Origin of the sequence: Cyclonatronum sp., assembly GCF_022565315.1 — a bacterium.
In the GTDB taxonomy this organism is placed as follows: Bacteria; Bacteroidota; Rhodothermia; order Balneolales; family Cyclonatronaceae; genus Cyclonatronum.
Genome location: NZ_JAIUMX010000022.1, coordinates 1 through 17,357, shown reverse-complemented (window position 1 = coordinate 17,357; position 17,357 = coordinate 1). Strand labels below are relative to the sequence as shown.

Genomic DNA, 17,357 nt, shown 5'->3' with positions numbered 1-17,357 from the left:
CATACAAACCCAACACATCCCAAAGCTATGCGCAAAATTTTATCTCTGTCCGCCATTTTGGCCGCCATCCTGCTGCTGCAGGCCTGCGGTTCTACTCCGGAAACCGTTCAGGTAAGGGATCAGGCCCGTACAATTGAGCCTTCCGGGGTAGTACCGGCACAGGAAGCCCAATCAGACCCCTTCACCCTGCGCATAGGCGATACGCACAAACCCGGCAGCATGGACCCCCTGTTTGCACACAACACAAGCGCACAGCGGCTCATCCGCTTCGTGTACGACGGCCTCACCGGCCTTGATGCCGATGGCCGGGCGGTTCCGCTGCTGGCCGAAAGCTGGGAAGTGAGCGCCGATTCGCTACAGTACACCTTCACCCTGCGCGATGACGCCTTCTTCCACGACGACCCGGCCTTCGCAGCCGGCCGGGGCCGCAGCGTGCTCGCCTCGGATGTTGAGTTTGTTTTTGCGCGTATGGCGCTGTACAACGTACCCGTTTATGCCGGAGCTTTTTTCAGCAACTATATTAAAGGGATGGAGGCTTTCCTGCTGGAAGAACGCCATACCTTTTTTGACCGTGATATTTTATTCGGAGAAATCAGCGGCATCGAAGCTCTTGACGAGAGTCGGGTGCGCTTCACCCTGAATCAGCCTGAGCCGGACTTCCCGGCTTTTCTTGCCCACCCTTACGCCGTGATTTATCCGCGCGAAGTGTTTGACCACCGCAGCACAGGGCTGCATTCGCAGCCGGTGGGCACTGGCGCGTTTCAGTTTGCTTCTGCTTCGGGCGATACGCTGATTGTACTGGAGCGTAACTTCATCGACTTCAGCCCTGCACGGGCGGGTGAGCGCCTCACCGCTGTGGAATGGAAATATTTTGAAAGCGAAGCCGCGCTGTTCACCGCGATGGGCTCCGCCCGTGTGGACCTCATCCCGCAGATTGGCCCTCAGACCGCAAAAACGCTGCTGGCTGAAACCCTGCACGGGCTCGCGCCGGGTTATGCTGCACAATACGAGCTGCTCCCCGCCTTTACATCCCGCTTTGGGCTTTACTTTATGGAAAACAACTTTGCGGGAACACAGGCCGGAACTGCGGCAGGCATCCTCAGGCCCATGCTACAGGATGATTTTGCCGCCGAACTGCCTCCAAACCTCTCTTTCGAGCTGCACCCCCACTGGGCAGATCTGGCAGCCGGCACAGACGATGCAGCCTTTAACGATGGCTTTGAAGTGCTCACCGGTGCCTGGCCCGCGGGCTATGCCACCTACGCAGCCGCATATTGGCTGAATCAGATTTCAGACACGCATGATGTCAGCCTGCTGATTGTGAACCGCCCGAACCGGGACATGCTGTTCTACATGGCCGCCGACACCCACAGCCGAAGCCTCGGCCTCGGCACGAGCAACCCGCCCGCCGTACAATTCACCCAGCAAAACTTCGGCCTGCACCGAACAGGCATCAGCGGCATCACCTTAAATGAGGTACCCTGGTGGATTTCGCTCTCGGAATTTGAAGTTGAATAAGTGGGAAGGACTGCGCAGTTTTTTGCAGGACAGACAGATTTCTCAAACCTGACCTAAAGCACGGTTGGGTATTGAGGTTAGCCTATGGCTGACTGAGTTATTCTGAATTAGCGCTAAACGTCAATTTTTTCATGGATTACCCCTTCAATAATTTCGAACCAGGGAATTCTTTCAGCAATTGAATCCTCAATTTTGAGTATCTCCGCTTCTGTCAAAGCCCGACCGATAGCTTCGCGCGCTACTGTCTGAAGATCTTCGGTTTTGATTGAATAAATTATTCTGTCACTCATCACTTTTTATTTTAAAACGTGGTTTCTGTGCCATTCCAATGCACTTTCATCGGGCCATAAATTGGGGTTGAGCGGCAAGATTATCTCCTTTTCTTTCAGCTGGGCCAGCACATTATTACCAAACATCTGAGCTGATTCATCCGGCAAATCAGCTATTTTCTCAGAAACAATGATTTTCCGGTTATTAGCCACACTAAACCAGCCAACATCAAATGTCCAGTGATGTAATCTGCAAAGTGACAGACCATTCCAAACATCATCCTTTCCTTTAGCACTATGCGGAATGATGTGGGCCGCCTCTGCTTCCCATATTTCAGAGTCAGGCGCCCTGAGCTTAAGACCGCAGACCGCACAAGAACAGTTGTAAGCCTGCATAACAGCTCTCCTGAAACTTCTGAGTCTTACGCTTTGAAGTGATGGCTTAACGGATGCTTCATGGATACTAAAAGGCTTGTAGTTTGCCGGCTTACGCTTACTTATCAGCCTTTGCGAATATCGCTCAACTTCAAATGATTTAATGGGAAGAACTTCTTTTTCAGATTCAGGTAATCCTCTCAGTTTCAATGCTTCATCAAAGCCATTCTCAGTGAGCATCCACTCTTTTTGACCTGTAATTTTGAATGTTTGCGATGGCAGTGAAACGAAACTCTGCTTTGAAAGACTGTGCGCGGCCCGGTACAGCAGCCGATTCCACAAATTAGATTTTTTGATGCGGTTTTCTTTCCTGTAAACGGTTTGCAGTTCGAACGACCGCTGCTCGCTGTTAAGCATAAAAAAGTCAGCTATTTGGGTAACGACTTCATCTCCCTTCGCAAACTCCTTCACAACGCCCCCATTTTTGAAAAGCGCAATCAGCAGCTGCTCTTCAACCTCCTCCCTTGAAGGCATACGCATTTTCGCAAACATCTCCGCCTCATAGCTCATGCGATGCAGCCTCTACAAAAATAGATTAATGTTCCGTTTTCATCACCTAAATTAGCATAAATCAACTAAAGAACAACAGACCCGGCCGCTTCTGTTACCCCCTCCCTTGCGGTGATGTTTCACGGCTTAACCCCGCAAAGCACAGCTAACCCACATTTGGGTGCCCTATTTTTTGGGGATGGGGTTTGGCCTGTACCCTGCAGCCCAACAGCACCCGAATTACCGGAGTTTTGATTTTTTGGGTTGAACCCCGTGCGCATCAGGAGCAGCGGTGTAAAAGAGCACGCACGCACCTACGGCTAATCCCGTGCTTTTGGGGATGCCAAAACAATTTTCATCACAGGGATAATACCGCAGGCATGACTGTAAAATAGACCCGATTTCACTGACGCTTTACTTGGATCCTGTTTGGTTAGCTCGGAGGCCAGACCAAATCTGCTTAATGGACTAAGCAACACCAGCCTTTTTTGGCACTAACCGACACGCGGAACAAAAAGCAAGGCGTTTTCCGCAGGGCCCGTCGTTCAGTATCCGCAAAGCTGACAGTGATGCGCACGGAGTCGCCCTAAAAAAAAGAAAACGAAAACTGCCGTGTAAGCGGGTCCAAAAATGACCCTCTTTTCACGCTTTCCGGTTTCGGGCGCTTGGAGTACTTGGGTCAGGATTGGTTAACGCTTTCGTACACGGCTTCGAAGGCTTCTTCGAAATGGTCCATTTCGGCATCGAGGCCGACGGTTACGCGTACGCAGTTCGGGAGTCCGAAGCCGGGGAGCCTGCGCAGGATGACGCCCTTCTTGAGCATTTCTTCAGTGAAATGCGCGGCCTGCTCTTCGGTTTCGAACACCATCATCACAGAGTTGGAAGCCGAGGGCACGAAGGTCACTTCCTTTTCCGTGAGGAAGCGGTACAGGCGGTTGCGGCCGCTTTTGACCATTTGCTGGGTTTTGCGCAGGAAATCATCATCCTCGAGCGCGCCCATCGCGGCATACTGAGCGGGCAGGCTTGGCTCGAACGGCAGCTTCACCTTCATCAGGGTTTTGATGATGTCGGGATGCGCAAGCCCGTAGCCGATGCGGTAACCGGCGAGTCCGTAGGCTTTCGAGAACGTGCGCAGGGTGATGAGGTTGTCGAAATCGTAGCCGGTCGCATCGGGGTAATCATCGAGTCCGGCGGCAAATTCGTAGTAGGCTTCATCCATAATCACCATCACATGGTCCGGAACGCGTGCCATAAAGGCTTCGAATTCGGTTTTGGTGATGTAGGTGCCGGTCGGGTTGTTCGGGTTGGCGATGTACACCATGCGGGTATCCGGGGTGATGGCATCGGCGAGGGCGGCGGTATCGAAGCGGTACCCGGCGGTGAGCGGAAGCTGCCGCAGGCCAACGCCCCGGCTGTTAATAAGCACCGTGAAGCCGATGAAAGTGGCGGAAGCCGTGAGGGCGTGCTCGTGCGGCTCGAAAAAGGTTTTGATGATGAGCTGCATCACGCCTTCCGAACCGCTGCCGGGCATGATACGCTCAGCCGGGATGCCGGTCTTTTCCGAGATTTTCTGCCGGAGCAGGGTGCAGGCCGGGTCCGGATAGTTCATGATCACCGGCAGGGCTTTGAGGGCGGCTTCGTTGGCTTTTTGGCTGCAACCGAGGCGGTTTTCGTTGGAAGCCAGCTTGGAAATGCGTGGGGGGTTGTACTGCGCCACCACTTCTTCGATGGTTTTGCCGGCTACGTAGGGTTTGAGCTGCTGAATATGTTTCGGAACAGGAATCACAGTGAATCAGATAGGTTAGATAAATAGTTGCAATTTGTGCGGGATTGCGGGTTTGCCGGGTCAGTTTCCGGATTCAGCCCTTCCCTTTTCTGAAAGTAAAAAAATACAGCTTTCAGGCTTGTAATTTGCGTCACGTACCGCCCTGAAAGGCTGCCTTAAATCTTTATTACAAATGATGGCGCACAGGGCAGCCATACATCTGATATATTGAAGGGAATTAACAAGATAAATATTAAATCCGTGCGTGTTCTGCGTATTTTTGGCCTGTGTAATTCAAAAAAGCGCTTTTATTCAAACTTAATCATCTCAAGCAATGGAACTAACCCAAGATCAGGTTATCGCATCAATTCCGTCGTACCTGCGGCAGTTCGTGGTGAAACAGCACTACAGCGAGTACACGCCCGAGCACCACGCTACCTGGCGGTACATCATGCGCCGCAATGTGGATTATCTCAAGAATGTGGCACACGAAGCCTATCTCGAAGGGCTCAAAAAAACGGGGATCAGCATCGATACGGTACCGCACATCAACGAGATGAACGACCGGCTGGGGCAGATCGGCTGGCGGGCGGTTGTGGTGGATGGCTTTGTGCCTCCGGCCGCCTTCATGGAGTTTTCGGAGCACAAAATTCTGGTAATCTCCGCCGACCTGCGCAATATCGGCAACATTCTGTACACCCCCGCACCCGATATCGTGCACGAAGCGGCGGGTCATGCCCCCATCATCGCTGATCCCCTTTACGCGGAATACCTGCAAAAATTCGGGCAGTACGGCGCCAAGGCCGTCTTCTCCAAGCTCGATTACGACATTTATGAGGCCATCCGCTACCTCTCCATCATCAAAGAATACCCCAACGCTACGGAAGAGCAGATTGCCGAAGCCGAGCGCGTGCTCGAAGAGAAAACCGCGGCCAATACCGAACCTTCTGAGGCCGCGCTGCTTTCGCGCATGCACTGGTGGACGGTAGAGTACGGGCTGGTAGGCACCCCGGAAGACTTCAAACTTTACGGCGCCGGACTTCTTTCCTCCGTAGGGGAAAGCAAGGCCTGTATGAGCCCTGAGGTGAAGAAAATCCCGCTTACCGTTGACTGCGTGAACACCAACTACGACATCACCAAAATGCAGCCGCAGCTGTTCGTGGCCCGCGATTTCCAGCACCTGCTGGATGTGCTGGAGGAGTTTGCCGATCAGATGTGTTTCCGCACGGGCGGGGCGAAATCAATTCAGCGAGTAATCGGCAGCGAAAATGTAGGCACCTGCGTGTACAGCTCCGGCATTCAGGTTTCAGGGACCTTCACCGAGCTGATGACGGACGAAGCCGGCCACGAAATCTACCTCAAAACCAGCGGCCCAACACAGCTTTCGTACGCCGATACCGAGCTTGAGGGTCACGGCACTGACTATCACACCGACGGCTACAGCTCCGTAGTCGGAAAGCTTTCCGGAACCGGCAAAGCCCCCGAGGACCTCAGCGAAGGCGAACTCGAAGCCCTGGGCATCGTTGCAGGCCAACACAGCCGCCTGGCTTTTGCTTCGGGGATCGTGGTGGAAGGCATTCTCAACCACAGCATCCGCCGCGACGGCAAACTGCTGCTAATGCAATTCAGCGACTGCACGGTTACCGGGCCCAAAGGCGAAACCCTGTTTGCGCCCGACTGGGGCGTTTACGACATGTGCGTTGGCGAACGGATTGCTTCCGTGTACAGCGGCAGCGCCGATAAGGAGAAGTTCAACGTGTATCCGCCGAAGTCCACCAAAACGACGATTAAGGATGAGTACACCCCGCAGCAGCTTCGCCTGTTCGAGATCTATCAGGAAATCCGGGACCTGCGCGATTCAGGCAAGGTGAATGTGGCGGCGCTATCCTCGCTGCATGCCGAGCTGAACATCGCCTACCCGCTTGCCTGGCTGCCGCGCCTTGAGATTCTGGAGCTGGTAAACAAAAACCTGAACGGCTCGGGTGAAATGCTCCGCACGGCCCTCACCGCCGAGCTGGAAGCGCTCAAATCGCATTCTGATCAGCTGGAAAACGTGATATCAGCCGGTCTGGAGCGGCTCGTATAAGTCCGCCTCCGGTCTGAGCGGATTCCGGAAATTTCAGAAGTCTTTGAAATGCCGTAAGTTCTAAGGGTGTTTGCCTTCGCAGACACCCTTTTTTTATGCTATGACCTTTTTACCGTCACGAAACACATCACCCTAATAAAAAAACATTCATCATGAAAACGATACTTGTAACCGGAGCAAGCCGGGGGATCGGCCGCGAAACCGCGAAATGGCTGCTTGAAGCGGGGCATCGCGTAATCGCGCTGGCGCGCAGCGAAGACAAACTACAGCAGCTCAAAAATCAGTGGCCCGAAACCGCCGACATTCTGGCGGGCGACTTGTGTGAAACCCAAACGTATGAAGCCCTGAGCAGCATGCTCGAATCCGCTGACCTCAGCCTGGACGGCATCATCCACAATGCGGGGGCGCTGCTCAACAAGCCCTTTGGCGAAACCACCGATGCCGACTGGCAGTACCTGCTCGATGCCAACCTGATGTCGGCCGTGCGGCTGGTACAAAGCTGCAGCGGCCGGCTAAGCCCGGGTTCGCACGTCGTATTTATCGGCAGCATGGGCGGCTTTCAGGGCAGCAGCAAGTTCCCGGGCCTTGCTGCCTACTCGGTCTCCAAAGGCGCGCTGAGCATCCTCACAGAGTGCCTGGCGGCCGAACTCGCTGCCGGCAAAATATGCGTGAACTGTTTGTGCCTCGGCGCAGTACAAACCGAAATGCTGGATGCGGCCTTTCCCGGATTTAAAGCCCCTGTGGAAGCGCACCAAATGGGTGCGTATATTGGGCACTTTGCTTCGGAAGCCCATCAGTTTTTTAACGGCCGGGTTCTACCCGTTTCCCTGGCAGACCCAACCTAAACCTATTCCATTGTTCACAAAGATGAGACTTTTTTCATACAGCGTACCTGCCCTGCTCATTTTGCTGCTGCTGGGCTTTCAGCCGGCACAGCAGGCTCAGGCACAATCCCTGAACGTTGTAGCCGGTAACACCCTGATGGGTGCAGCAACGGGCGCAGCTCTTGGCGGCGCAGGCATGGCCCTGGCAAACAGCAACAGTCACCGCCCGATTATGGTAGGCGTTGGTTTCGGAACCCTGTTCGGTTTCGGGGTCGGTATCTACGATGCGGCAACTATCGCGCAGGGCAACAGCCTGAACGGCTTTTTTAATGCAGCACCATTTTCCGGCGCCATCATTTTTATCGACACGATTTACGGAGCCGGCACAGGCGCGCTGCTTGGGATTGCCATCGCGCTGATCGGCGATACCCGCATCCTGAAAGGGGTGCAGTATGGGGCAGGCGTTGGTGCATTTGGCGGCTTCGCTTTCGGGCTTTATGATGCGTTTTACCACGCCGCGCCGGGTTCCGGTGCAAATGGTGAGTTCTTTGATTACGCGCATCAGGGCGCCTCAGCGCAGGGTCAGGCGTCTACCGGCCTGATATCGCTCGGCCGCATCGGGAACAGCAGCTTCAGCGCCCTTCAGCCCACGGTGTACGGGCATACAGTCATAACCCCAAACGGAAACCTGACCTCTATAAACCAGACCGCCGGCCTTGAAATGATCCGGTTTTCAGCACGATTCTGAACCGGGCAGGTAAAGCAGCCGTCAGTACCGTAGATTTGGGGGGGCGATGATCGGTTTTCATTCTTTCCTTCAGTTATCTCAGGCTGATAGCCGGCACAAAAGGCGTGATTTGTTTTTTTATGATGCCATATTGTAAGCCTCCGGCAGCCCCTATACTGCCGGAGGCTTCTTTTTTCCGGCAGCCGCAGGTGTAGCCTGTTCTTTAGGTGCTCTTCGGGAATGCTTCTCTGAAAACCGGATTTTTACCCGCTAATCAATTCCAAAACAAAAAGGCTGCTCCCGGAAAGAAGCAGCCTTTTTGCATAAAACTGATTGAAAGGTGAATCAGTCAGCCTGCACCAGAACAAGCTGCGCCTGATCATTTCGTGCCACAACGGCAGTGAAATCAAGAAAAAGCTCATATTTTTCAGCCGGCAATACGGCAGGCTCAAAGCGTAACTCGCGGGTATAAATCAGGCTATGGGTTTCATCATCATACCTGTACGTTACCTCATACCGGCCAAATGAGGTTTCATGAGAAACGGATGCCGGTAAGGCTTCAATCACGAAATTATCCGGCAGCTTATAAACGAGCTCATCTCTATCGGAATAGTTCATGTTCAGGTGCACCGCCTGCTGCCTGTTCTGTACAGCAGGGGCAACCCTCATGTGGTTTTCGAACATATTCGGAACAATAAAAATCCGGTTTCCCATGCGTCTGCCGAATGAGGGCACTTCCAGTTCAGCAAAAACTCCGGCGAACGCAGCAAGCGGGTCTGCTTCAACCTGAAACTCCCTGATCTCAGCTCTGTTAAGAGCCAGCAGCCTTTCAACCCTTGTTGCCTGCGCACCGCGCTGCAATCCGGCCATGTAGCGGATGCTTTCATGCTGATGGCCGCCGTATCGGGTGTTAATACGGGCGCTGGCCGTTCCATTTGGCAGGATGCTGATATCCGCCTTACGCTGCTGAAAGTTTTGCTCGGGACCTAAAAACGGCGTACGCACGAGGGTACCTCCGTTATCATTAAAAACCAGCGTGTAACGGTCGTGATTTGCCCTGCCGATGTAACCCGGCGGGAAAATATTACTGGTTGATTCAATCCAGAGTGTATCGCTCTCCAGCGGTACCATCAGAATAGCATGGTTGAAAGAGTTGAACGGAAACGCGGGATCAATTTCCCTGTGCGCATCACCTGACGCAATCAGGGCAGGGTAAGAGGGGATTCCGGCTACATCGAGCATGGCCTTGAGCATGTTTGTAAGCGCCTTACAATCCCCATACCGGTTTTGATCCGTGAATAAGGCTGTTTCGGTCTGCCAGCCTCCGATTCCGAGCTGAATGCTCACATAGCGGCTGTTTCGCTGCAAATAGGAATACAGCGCCATGATAATTTCTTCCTGAGACTGATGGGAAGCTGCGATTTGTTCGATTCGTGAAATGGTTTCGGGTGTGAGCCCCTGCCTGCCGCTCCAGAGTCCGTTAACCCAGGCACCAAAGTCGTTCCAGCTTTGCAGAGAGCCATTTTCACCGTTCATGCTGAACTCATCGCTTTTGATCAGTATCAGCGGTATCAAATCACGTACCCGGGGGCCGTAGGCTTCACGCCTGATTACGGGCAGATTATTCAGCTCCCAGCTTAGCTTGCGGTTACCTCCCCGAAGCTCTTCCGCCGGTTCCGCATTTTCAATATTAAACGTGCGGAACTCAACCGGCTGTAGTACGGGCAGCGTTACTTCAAAACGTGCGTTTTGTACCGACAAGCGCTCGTTTGCCTGAGGTACAAAACCCGGCAGATTAATAAACCCTCTAAACCGAATAGTATATTCGAGCTCGATGTTGTAGGGGTACTGATTGTGAAACAGTTCGAAAGATTTCAGCCGTGCATCATCCACGAAATTAATATTGCTGAAGGCCGGGCGGTCGTCAATATCACGGTTCCTGATTCGCCTTATGCGGTTTCCGTCTGAATCATACAATGCAGCGCTGATATTGTGTACCGACGTGAACGAGTCATATCTGAGTGAGACCTCCCCGTGTGTGCGCGCCTCCCGGTTCAGCACGGTAATTACCCTGCGCACGTGCAACTCCCCCCTGCCGGGCTGCTCGTACACAAACCTCATGCTGTGCTCGCGTACAACAGCATCTGCATCGGTCAGCAGTTCAGCCGGCACCTGGCTTACGGGCAAATCGTTGCTTCCGGCATGTACTGTGCTGTGGGCGAAGAGGCCCTGAATAAATAAGGCTGCGATATAAAGCGCGAAAAGTTTCCTGCTCATACCCGGCACCTTAGTTGTTTTCACCGGCACTCTCAGGAGCATCTGAAGCCGGAGCTTCAGCAACTTTTCTAAGGATTATCTGCTCGTTGTTCAAATCCACAATATCAGCATAAAAATTACGAATATCGTCGTATTTGCCGGCATCAAAGAAAACGTCATTACGAATCAGGCGCGAGTTTAGCTGAATGATGTTCCCCAATTGCTCAATCTGAAGCAGGTAGGCGGTTTGGTCGCCAAGCCTTATAATCTGAGATTCCGGCATATACTCTAATTCATAGCCAACAGGCAGATTAAGGGTAACGCTGTAGTTGTTTTCGATTCCATAAGGAAACTCAACCGGAAAATTACGAACCCTGTTTCGGAAAGGGTTACTTGTCCGCTGTGAAATCATAAACGGGTTTATATACATCATATCACCTGCGACCGACACAAAACTGCCGGATTTAATCTCGAGGCGGTGCCTAAGTGTCTCATCCGGATTATCCAGATTCCGTATATCGTGCGAAATCAATTCAACATCAGGATTATTTCCGAGAATATGCTCCCTAAAATAGGCCTCTTCTTCTTCATTCTTAATACGCATACGCTGTGCTATTGCAGCATAGCCTGAATAGCGCATCTGCATCTGAAGGCTAATCATACCGTCGGTATCAATGTTTCCGACAGCAATTGTTTGAATAACACTACCCTGCTCCGCACTTATACCAATTTTTCTCGCACTTTTGTTATCGATAACAAGACCGTCATAATTCAGCGACGCAATATTAAGCAAGCCGAACGGAACTGCATCAACTAGCGGGTCGAGCAGGAAGCTGCCTTCTTCCAGGTTGGTTTTAATAAGCACATGGCTAAAATTATTAAGAGAAGGATTATTCCAGTTTACATAGCCCCTGTTTCTTGTATTTATGAGCACCGGGTTAGCCTCAATTCCGGCGTCGCGCAGCAAAACAAGCAGCGTGAGCGCTTTTTCTGCCGAGTTACCGCTGAGGTTTCTCATGGCATCGCGCACACCGTTACGGTCGGTAGCATAAATACTGTATCTGTTATTCCAGGTGATTTCGCCGGCCACATAATTATACAGCGCCCTCGCTTTCTCCAAATCAGTGCTGCTTCCGGCAGTAAGCCTTTCAGCAAGTTCTCTGGTTTCTCTTGTGGAGCGGATTTGCCCGTCAAATACGGGGATATCACCAAGCCGCTCTGCAATGTCATCCCAGGTTTGGGCAAGGTCTCTCCGGTAGAGGCCGCGTTCGAGATAAGCGGTTAACGTAAACGTAACCCGGTTGAGGTAATTTGCCCTCGACGACATGTTGGGCTCGTTGCGAATGGCCGGCGCATCTTTCAAAACCATACGATGAAGCGTGTACGACTCGCTTCTGAAGGTATTTACGCCAAAGTCCCTGCCCGAATTCACCTGTGAGGTTTCATCGGTATCGAAGAGTTCAAAGCCCATAAGGTGCCTTTGGAAAATGAGCTCCTCAGGAATCAGAATCCGGTATTCGCTGTGCAGCGTAGGCTCATTTCTTTGGAAATGCCAGCCCTGAATAATGAACCGGCCTCTGGTCGTTAACTCATAGGAATACTCGATTACAGAACCTTCCCGTACATTTGGTAACGAGAACCGGGTTATTTCATACCTCCCGTCGGGCTCACTGTCAAAGTCTCTGCGGCGCAGCCGGTCGCGGCTAACGCTGCCGTTTTCATCACGGTTAAATGTTTGTGCCCTCAGGTTACTGAGGCTCTGCCGGCGGTCTTCCCGTATTGTAGAAAGTACAACATCGGTAAACTCTGACTCATCCGGGTTTAGGATTTTGATGCGCACATGCCTTCTGAATATAGAATTACCATTTTCATCGATATAGTTTTCACCGTAATCAGCAAGAATAATGGCCTTAGCCTCATCATCGTCCCGGAAAGACATTACTTCCCATTCCTGATCTGAAATATCGCCCCATGATATCGGGCTGTCAGCAAACAATTTTGAGGTTAATATAAAGAGGACTACAAAAATCAGAAACGATAATCGGATTGGCATAGCATAATTAGTTTTGCCGCGTAGCTTAAGCCAGAGCTGCACGACTATGATTTAAGTGGATTAAGTAGAGATTGAGCTGATAATCCGGCAAACAATACCCGACTCATAGCAGATATTTTATTCATAAACCTGCGAAATCAGTAGCTGTAGGGAGATTCAGAGAAGTTATTGGTCTGTTAATCAGGTTTTCGGGAATCTGTGAATACCCGGGCAGAACCGAAGAGTGGCTTTACCTGAGCTTTAATTCCGGTTCAAAATAAACGGCTTAATACCGGTACATACTCATTCTTTTATATGTTTATTTACACCAAAATAACTTATAAATTTATTTAAGCACATTCAATATAAAATTAATACTTTTAATTTATAACCCAATCCATTTAGTAACTCACTTTTGGGCCGTTATAATTTATGGAATTTAATATACGGCGCCATTAAACACCCTGCCTGTAAAATATTCACAAATAACCGCTGGACAACTTTTTCCTTCCAAATCAACAGATACCGTGCGGGTTGTAATCAAATTCATGAAGATTAGTTAGCTTTTTCAAATGTCAGTTATGAAGTTTCGGTTCCACGCAGCTGTTTTTTGGCTATACATTTCAATCGCATTAACCCTTGCTCAGGGGGCTATTATCCGGGATTATTCCCGATTGCCGTGAACCTGCGATTTATATTCACCGGCATTTTGATACAAAAAAGCCGGACTGCAACTTTTTAGCGTGCAGGCCGGCTTTTTTTATTCGGGTGATGTGTTTCCGGGCAGATCAGCTGTCCTCATCCGCAAAGAAAGCATCGTTCATGCCAAAATCGAGGGGGGAGCTTTTGACGGATTTTCTTTCGTAAAGGGTTTTGAGCACACTCTTCACCGTGAGGGAATGCCCTGCAACGGATGGATGAAGACCGTCCGCGAGATAATTCCATACATCAGGAGGGGTGCCGAAGCGTCGGCCCTGCGGGTCAACAATAAAGCCTTTGCGCCCGGCAAAAACTTCCCTGAACTGATTGAGGTCGGTATTTTCGATGATGCCTTCAAAAATGGCGAACTTCTCCATCTCTGCCGTCAGAACCGGCGTTGGCGTAACCCACACTGCCGGATTTCCGGTTACGTCATCACAAACCTGCCCGATGGAGTTCAGGTTCTCCCAGAAATCTGTAAGGGAAACCAGGGTCCGTTCCGGAGTAGCCCCGAGCCGCATGGCGTCGTTTGCACCGAGGCATACGAAAACCCAGGAGGCTTTTGCATCCACAACGGCGCGGTTGAGCCTCCGCAGCACGTCGTAAGAGGTATCGCCGCGAACGGCTGCATTCCGGAACCGGAGCTCAAGCCCGGGGCGGCTGATTTCCAGCACATGCCGCAAAATTTCGAACCAGCCCTGAAGGTCACCCGTAGCAGCATCTCCCAAAGCAACCAGCAAATCGCCTTTTTTAAACGGCAAGCGCGTGGTAAGCTCAGCGAAGGCTTCGTCTTTCAGGAGCTCCTCCGCAGCAAGCTCGGCCTGCTCATCGCAGCCGGCCCGTGCATCGGCAAGGTCTTTGGGGCTGATGCCGATAAAACCGGCAACGCCCTCCGCAGTTTGGGCACCCGGCAACAGCGGGAATTCCTTTTCAAGGTTAAGGTAAGGCAGGAGATATTCTCTGATTACCTGCTGTTCCTGTTCTGTTTTGGTAAGTTCAGACATAATTTTGAATCAGGTGTGATACAAGCTCCGGAACACCTTCCGAAGCCCGTTTTTCAATAAAAGTAATTTCGCGGTCGAAAATGAATTCCGCAGGTTTGGAGGGGTCAACTACAAAAACCGGAGCCTGCACCGGAACATCGTAAACCAGCGCGGCGGCCGGGTACACTACAAGAGACGTGCCAACAATCAGGCAGATGTCGGCTTTGGCCATAATACGCTGTGCATTCGGAATTTCCGGAACCTGCTCGCCAAACCACACCACATTAGGTCGCAGCTGAGAACCTTTCGGGCACTTATCCCCAAGGTGAACGGGCTTATCGCCCACATCGAAAATGAGGCTGTCGTCAACGGAGCTTTTCACTTCCGACAGTTTGCCGTGCAGGTGCAGAACCTGAGAAGAACCTGCCCGCTCGTGAAGAGAGTCCACATTTTGGGTAACGATATGCACGTTAAAATGCTCTTCCAACTCCCGAAGGGCCAAATGTGCCGCATTTGGTTCTACAGAAGCGGCCTGTGCCCTGCGCTGATTATAGAATTCCAGCATTTTTTCTTTGTTCCAGCGCCAGGCATCAGCAGTTGCTACTTCATCAACGTTGAAGCCTTCCCAAAGGCCGTCAGAGTCCCTAAAGGTTTTGATGCCGCTTTCAGCACTTACACCGGCGCCGGTAAGTACGACTATGGTCTTTTTTTTATGGGCCATAAATTGCTTATTTTCTGAGTCAGATATTCAAATAACTAAGTACTAATATAAACAATAACCATCAGGAAACTGCCTCAATGAGCGCTTCCGGAGGTTGTTTCTAAGTATTCAAGAATACAAATGGCACAAAATAAAATTATTTCAGTTCTCGAATCTGAGAAAGGTTTTTATACCGAAATCAAGGCAGGATCACATACTTCAATCGCTGATGAACCCATCGAGGCCGGCGGCACCGATAAAGCAGCTGATCCGGTATCCATAGCGCTGGGTGGTCTTGGCGCCTGTACGGCAATGACCCTCAAAATTTACTTTGCCCACAAAAAGCTGGACTGGGAAAAGATTGAAGTGCACATCACCCATGAGCTGATGGCTATCGATAAAGATACAGCCTCTGAAGAGCTCAAAGCCATGGCCAACAATGGCAAAGTGCGCAAGATTTTTAAGAAAATCTACATCAAATCAGACATGGAAGATAAGCTCCTGAGCCGTGCTGCAATTATTGCCGAAAAATGCCCGGTAAATCTGATGATGAAACGAAGCTGCCCAATGGAAAGCATTGTGGAACGTCTTTAAATAAAAAAAAGCCATTTTGCCGCAAAAAGAAACCGGCAAAATGGCTTTTTAATATCGCACAGTGAAAGCTTAGAGCTTAGACTTTATAAGTAATTCGCCCAGTTACTTTCATCGTGATAATCTGCTACGACGCTCAGTTCTTTTTTATTCTGAAATGCATTCACAAACTGACTGATTTCCTGAGATAAATGATCGATGCTGTTTTGAATAAGATCGCTGCGGAAACCTTTTTCACCGAGCGTTATCACAAAATTCATTGAAAATACGCGTGCCAGCGCACGTCCAAGGTCAACGAGCTTACGCTGACTCAGGTTAGCATAATCAATATTAATATCGAGCACTTTAGTAAGCCGGTCAGAAGACTTAAGACTAAGTTCGTGCTGCTTAAGGAAGCTAAGCAGGTTTGTTTCCTTCATTTTGCGCATCGATTTAACCACAGACTCCGTGATTTGCTGATAGAGGATGTCGTTTGATCCTTCAAAAATCTGAAACGGGCGGCTGTCAATCGTGCCTTTTCCGGCTACGTGCTCCTGCCGGTACCCGATGGCACCTACAAGCTGAAGCAGTGATTGTGCAGATTCCTGCATATAATCTGTAACAAGTGTTTTGATCGTATTAGCCTGAAGATCAGCTCTTGCAAGATCCATGTTCATTTTGGCGTTTTCAGAAGTGTAAGCGCACATTGCCGAACAAGTTGTAAAGAACGATTGAAGCTTGGAAATACGCTCTTGCACCTGATCGTAACTGAAAAGAGGCTTATTCCCGACCATCCGTTCAGAGCAATGCTTAATTGCCTCATCCATATTCCGTTTGATAAAGCCCATGGCCATACCAGGGAACTGCAAACGTGAACGATGAAGAATATCGAGCATCATCTTTACGCCGGTCGTTCTGGGTTCAAGTTTAGATTCTGGACTGAGTGAGGTATTAATCTTATTTCGGCCATACGGAAGCATATATAGCCCCAGATTATTAAATACCTCGGTAACTTCAATGCCCCCAGCCTCCTTATTGTGTACAAAGAATTCAATATCCCGGCTAAGGTTACCATTCTTATCCTCTCTGCGTGCGGTTAGCAACCAGTAATCAGCCCAGCCTGTAAGACCGGCCCAATGCTTGGTACCTTCAATATGGAAACCCTTGTCACTTTCAGAAAATTTGGTCTGCATGTGAAGGGCATCAGAACCGTATTTTGGCTCGGTAATCATCAAACCGCCCATTTTGCGGTTATGAATAAAATCGTAGTAAACCTTTTTCTTTAAGGATTCCTGTCCATAAAGAGATAAAGGCTGCAGAAAAAGAGCGCCGTTGATACCGATCATCAAACTGAGCGGCAAACTGTGATAAGAGGCAACTTCAAGAACTTTAAGACACTCAGCCGTGTCTGTGCCTCTTCCTTCATATTCTTGCGGGATGAAAACCGACAATGGTTTACAGTCCAAAACATCTCGCATTACCATACCGGGAACACCCCGGTTGATACTCGTATCCTTAACATTCTTTTCTTCACTAAAAACAGAAGAAAGTGTTTCCTGAAATTTTTGAATAAAAGCGGAAAAAGCTTCCACAGAATAGGTACCTGTATTTGTTTCCTGTTGATTCACACTATTATGGGTTGATTTAGAGTAAGGACGAAAGATAAATATGCAATACTTAAATCAAAGTAGTGATGATTAAATTTTACATATGAATAGTGTTATTTCTTGAACACTCTTATCCAATAATACGACAAAAGAATACTCATTATCGTTCTGTTCAACATATTGAAAACAAAAAAAGCTCTGTACCGGATATTAGGGACAGAGCTTTTTGTTGTATAGAGAAAGGATGATGAGGCGGCGACCTACTCTTCCGCGGATGCAGTACCATTGGCGCTGGGGAGCTTAACGGCCGTGTTCGGTATGGGAACGGGTGTGGCCTCCCCGCTGCAGCCACCTCATCAAAAGGGGGATGACGTTGGGGGTTTGTAAGAGGGTGTTT

At 50.3% G+C, this 17,357-nt stretch carries 13 protein-coding genes and 1 rRNA gene; 5 read left to right on the top strand and 9 right to left on the bottom strand.

What is annotated here, in order from left to right:
- The first annotated feature begins 27 nt into the window (after positions 1 to 27).
- Positions 28 to 1,518 (top strand): ABC transporter substrate-binding protein, encoded by a 1,491-nt coding sequence (locus tag LAT75_RS05745; protein WP_291481678.1) that lies wholly within the window; start codon positions 28 to 30, stop codon positions 1,516 to 1,518.
- A 113-nt stretch (positions 1,519 to 1,631) separates the two neighbouring features.
- Here LAT75_RS05745 and LAT75_RS05740 read toward each other — a convergent pair whose 3' ends face one another.
- The 3 genes from LAT75_RS05740 to hisC form a co-directional block, all read right to left on the bottom strand.
- Positions 1,632 to 1,808, bottom strand: coding sequence for a hypothetical protein (locus LAT75_RS05740; RefSeq protein ID WP_291481677.1), 177 nt, complete (start codon positions 1,806 to 1,808; stop codon positions 1,632 to 1,634).
- Between the two features lie 6 nt (positions 1,809 to 1,814).
- Positions 1,815 to 2,732, bottom strand: a complete 918-nt coding sequence (locus tag LAT75_RS05735; protein WP_291481676.1) for an HNH endonuclease — start codon at positions 2,730 to 2,732, stop codon at positions 1,815 to 1,817.
- Positions 2,733 to 3,390: 658 nt separating this feature from the next.
- Positions 3,391 to 4,497: a histidinol-phosphate transaminase gene (gene hisC / locus LAT75_RS05730; protein WP_291481675.1), complete on the bottom strand. Its 1,107-nt coding sequence runs from the start codon at positions 4,495 to 4,497 to the stop codon at positions 3,391 to 3,393.
- Between the two features lie 313 nt (positions 4,498 to 4,810).
- Here hisC and LAT75_RS05725 point away from each other — a divergent pair, with 313 nt between their 5' ends.
- The 3 genes from LAT75_RS05725 (at position 4,811) to LAT75_RS05715 (ending at position 8,134) form a co-directional block, all read left to right on the top strand.
- Positions 4,811 to 6,562 (top strand): aromatic amino acid hydroxylase, encoded by a 1,752-nt coding sequence (locus LAT75_RS05725; RefSeq protein ID WP_291481674.1) that lies wholly within the window; start codon positions 4,811 to 4,813, stop codon positions 6,560 to 6,562.
- 152 nt (positions 6,563 to 6,714) lie between these two features.
- Positions 6,715 to 7,407, top strand: a complete 693-nt coding sequence (locus LAT75_RS05720; protein WP_291481673.1) for an SDR family oxidoreductase — start codon at positions 6,715 to 6,717, stop codon at positions 7,405 to 7,407.
- A gap of 22 nt (positions 7,408 to 7,429) precedes the next feature.
- Complete coding sequence (locus LAT75_RS05715) at positions 7,430 to 8,134, top strand: hypothetical protein (protein ID WP_291481672.1); 705 nt, start codon at positions 7,430 to 7,432, stop codon at positions 8,132 to 8,134.
- 324 nt (positions 8,135 to 8,458) lie between these two features.
- Here the strand turns inward: LAT75_RS05715 and LAT75_RS05710 are convergent, their stop codons facing one another.
- The 4 genes from LAT75_RS05710 to LAT75_RS05695 form a co-directional block, all read right to left on the bottom strand.
- Positions 8,459 to 10,390, bottom strand: coding sequence for a DUF3857 domain-containing transglutaminase family protein (locus LAT75_RS05710; RefSeq protein WP_291481671.1), 1,932 nt, complete (start codon positions 10,388 to 10,390; stop codon positions 8,459 to 8,461).
- 10 nt (positions 10,391 to 10,400) lie between these two features.
- Complete coding sequence (locus tag LAT75_RS05705; RefSeq protein ID WP_291481670.1) at positions 10,401 to 12,422, bottom strand: DUF3857 domain-containing protein; 2,022 nt, start codon at positions 12,420 to 12,422, stop codon at positions 10,401 to 10,403.
- 767 nt (positions 12,423 to 13,189) lie between these two features.
- A complete protein-coding gene (locus tag LAT75_RS05700) occupies positions 13,190 to 14,104 on the bottom strand; it encodes a GDSL-type esterase/lipase family protein (protein WP_291481669.1) in 915 nt (304 codons plus the stop codon).
- Positions 14,097 to 14,804 carry a Sir2 family NAD-dependent protein deacetylase gene (locus tag LAT75_RS05695; protein WP_291481668.1) on the bottom strand — a complete coding sequence of 236 codons (708 nt, stop codon included), beginning with the start codon at positions 14,802 to 14,804 and terminating at the stop codon, positions 14,097 to 14,099. The genes LAT75_RS05700 and LAT75_RS05695 overlap by 8 nt, the downstream gene beginning before the upstream one ends.
- 120 nt (positions 14,805 to 14,924) lie before the next feature.
- Between LAT75_RS05695 and LAT75_RS05690 the strand changes: the two genes are divergently transcribed.
- Complete coding sequence (locus LAT75_RS05690) at positions 14,925 to 15,377, top strand: OsmC family protein (protein WP_291481667.1); 453 nt, start codon at positions 14,925 to 14,927, stop codon at positions 15,375 to 15,377.
- Between the two features lie 83 nt (positions 15,378 to 15,460).
- Here LAT75_RS05690 and LAT75_RS05685 read toward each other — a convergent pair whose 3' ends face one another.
- Both LAT75_RS05685 and rrf read right to left on the bottom strand, forming a co-directional pair.
- Complete coding sequence (locus LAT75_RS05685) at positions 15,461 to 16,981, bottom strand: acyl-CoA dehydrogenase family protein (RefSeq protein ID WP_291481666.1); 1,521 nt, start codon at positions 16,979 to 16,981, stop codon at positions 15,461 to 15,463.
- A gap of 226 nt (positions 16,982 to 17,207) precedes the next feature.
- Positions 17,208 to 17,316 (bottom strand): 5S ribosomal RNA (rrf, locus tag LAT75_RS05680).
- Positions 17,317 to 17,357 lie beyond the last annotated feature (41 nt).

Coding starts and splice junctions, on each gene's coding strand:
- LAT75_RS05695 (WP_291481668.1), bottom strand. CDS start 14,804: ATGGCCCATAAAAAAAAGACCATAGTCGTACTTACCGGCGCCGGTGTA.
- LAT75_RS05700 (WP_291481669.1), bottom strand. CDS start 14,104: ATGTCTGAACTTACCAAAACAGAACAGGAACAGCAGGTAATCAGAGAA.
- LAT75_RS05720 (WP_291481673.1), top strand. CDS start 6,715: ATGAAAACGATACTTGTAACCGGAGCAAGCCGGGGGATCGGCCGCGAA.
- LAT75_RS05745 (WP_291481678.1), top strand. CDS start 28: ATGCGCAAAATTTTATCTCTGTCCGCCATTTTGGCCGCCATCCTGCTG.
- LAT75_RS05725 (WP_291481674.1), top strand. CDS start 4,811: ATGGAACTAACCCAAGATCAGGTTATCGCATCAATTCCGTCGTACCTG.
- LAT75_RS05715 (WP_291481672.1), top strand. CDS start 7,430: ATGAGACTTTTTTCATACAGCGTACCTGCCCTGCTCATTTTGCTGCTG.
- LAT75_RS05705 (WP_291481670.1), bottom strand. CDS start 12,422: ATGCCAATCCGATTATCGTTTCTGATTTTTGTAGTCCTCTTTATATTA.
- LAT75_RS05735 (WP_291481676.1), bottom strand. CDS start 2,732: ATGAGCTATGAGGCGGAGATGTTTGCGAAAATGCGTATGCCTTCAAGG.
- LAT75_RS05740 (WP_291481677.1), bottom strand. CDS start 1,808: ATGAGTGACAGAATAATTTATTCAATCAAAACCGAAGATCTTCAGACA.
- LAT75_RS05710 (WP_291481671.1), bottom strand. CDS start 10,390: ATGAGCAGGAAACTTTTCGCGCTTTATATCGCAGCCTTATTTATTCAG.
- LAT75_RS05690 (WP_291481667.1), top strand. CDS start 14,925: ATGGCACAAAATAAAATTATTTCAGTTCTCGAATCTGAGAAAGGTTTT.